Here is a 1,393-nt window from a genome sequence, read left to right as displayed (position 1 = left end):
CCGGGAGTGTAAATCTAACGGCGGATCTGACGATCATGAGAGAGACGTCAAGTGACTGATACCGCCGTGGAGTTGAAGACCGTGGAGCCTGTCGAGAGTGCCCGGTCCGGGCAGCCTGCGCCTGTGTCCGATGAGCAGCTGGTCGCGATGCTGGTGGAGCGTGCCCGGTCGGAGGGGCTGCAGCTGACCGGGCAGGGTGGGCTGCTGCAGCAGCTGACCAAGCGGGTCCTGGAGTCTGCCCTGGAAGGTGAGATCACTGATCACCTCGGCTACGAGAAGCACGACGCGGCCGGCCGGGGCAGTGGCAACTCCCGCAACGGGGGCCGGGCCAAGACCGTGCTGACCGACGTCGGGCCGGTCGAGGTCAAGGTCCCGCGTGACACCTCGGGCACGTTCGAGCCGGAGATCGTCAAGAAGCGGCAGCGGAGGCTGACCGGGGTCGATGAGATGGTTCTGTCGTTGTCCGCGAAGGGGCTCACGCACGGCGAGATCGCTGCCCACCTGGCCGAGGTCTACGGGGCCGAGGTGTCCAAGCAGACCATCTCCACCATCACCGACAAGGTGATGGAGGGCATGGCCGAATGGCAGAACCGACCCCTCGACCGCGTTTACCCGGTTTTGTTCGTTGATGCGATCAACGTCAAGATCAGGGACGGGCAGGTCGCGAACCGTCCGGTCTACGTGGTGATGGCGGTGACGGTGGACGGCACCCGTGACATCCTCGGCATCTGGGCCGGCGACGGAGGCGAGGGTGCCAAGTACTGGCTGCATGTGTTCACCGAGCTGAAGAACCGCGGCCTGGACGACGTGCTCATGCTGGTCTGCGACGGGCTGAAGGAACTTCCCGAGGCCGTGGAGACCGTCTGGCCTCGCACGATTGTCCAGACGTGCGTGGTTCACCTGCTGCGGAACTCGTTCCGTTACGCCGCCCGTCAGGACTGGGACAACGTCGCCAAGGCCCTCAAGCCCGTCTACACCGCGCCCAGCGAGGACGCGGCGACGGAACGCTTCCTGGAGTTCCAGGAAGCGTGGGGAGGCAAGTATCCGGCGATCGTGAAGCTGTGGTCGGACGCCTGGGCCGAGTTCGTGCCCTTCCTCTCCTTCGACGTCGAGATCCGCAGGGTCATCTGCAGCACGAACGCGATCGAGAGCGTCAACGCTCGCATCCGCAGGGCCGTTCGGGCCCGCGGGCACTTCCCCAACGAGGCCGCCGCCCTCAAGTGCATCTACATGGCGCTGATGAGCCTGGACCCGACCGGGAAGGGCCGCAAGCGGTGGACCATGCGCTGGAAAGCACCCCTCAACGCGTTCCAGATCGCCTTCGAAGGCCGCCTGACCCCGAGCAACAACTGACCACCAACAACCAAGATCAGCCGTTAAATTGACACACCCG

1 protein-coding gene is annotated in these 1,393 nt (G+C 65.0%); it reads left to right on the top strand.

Annotated features, from left to right (window positions below; all coding sequences use genetic code 11):
• The first annotated feature begins 147 nt into the window (after nucleotides 1-147).
• Nucleotides 148-1,353, top strand: a complete 1,206-nt coding sequence (locus tag ACFY6U_RS52140) for an IS256 family transposase (RefSeq protein ID WP_390050210.1) — start codon at nucleotides 148-150, stop codon at nucleotides 1,351-1,353.
• Nucleotides 1,354-1,393: the final 40 nt, after the last annotated feature.

It is taken from the genome of Streptomyces sp. NPDC013157 (assembly GCF_042899865.1).
In the GTDB taxonomy this organism is placed as follows: domain Bacteria; phylum Actinomycetota; class Actinomycetes; order Streptomycetales; family Streptomycetaceae; genus Streptomyces.
The sequence above is the reverse complement of the archived record's forward strand: the minus strand, read 5'-3'. Positions and strand labels throughout refer to the sequence as shown.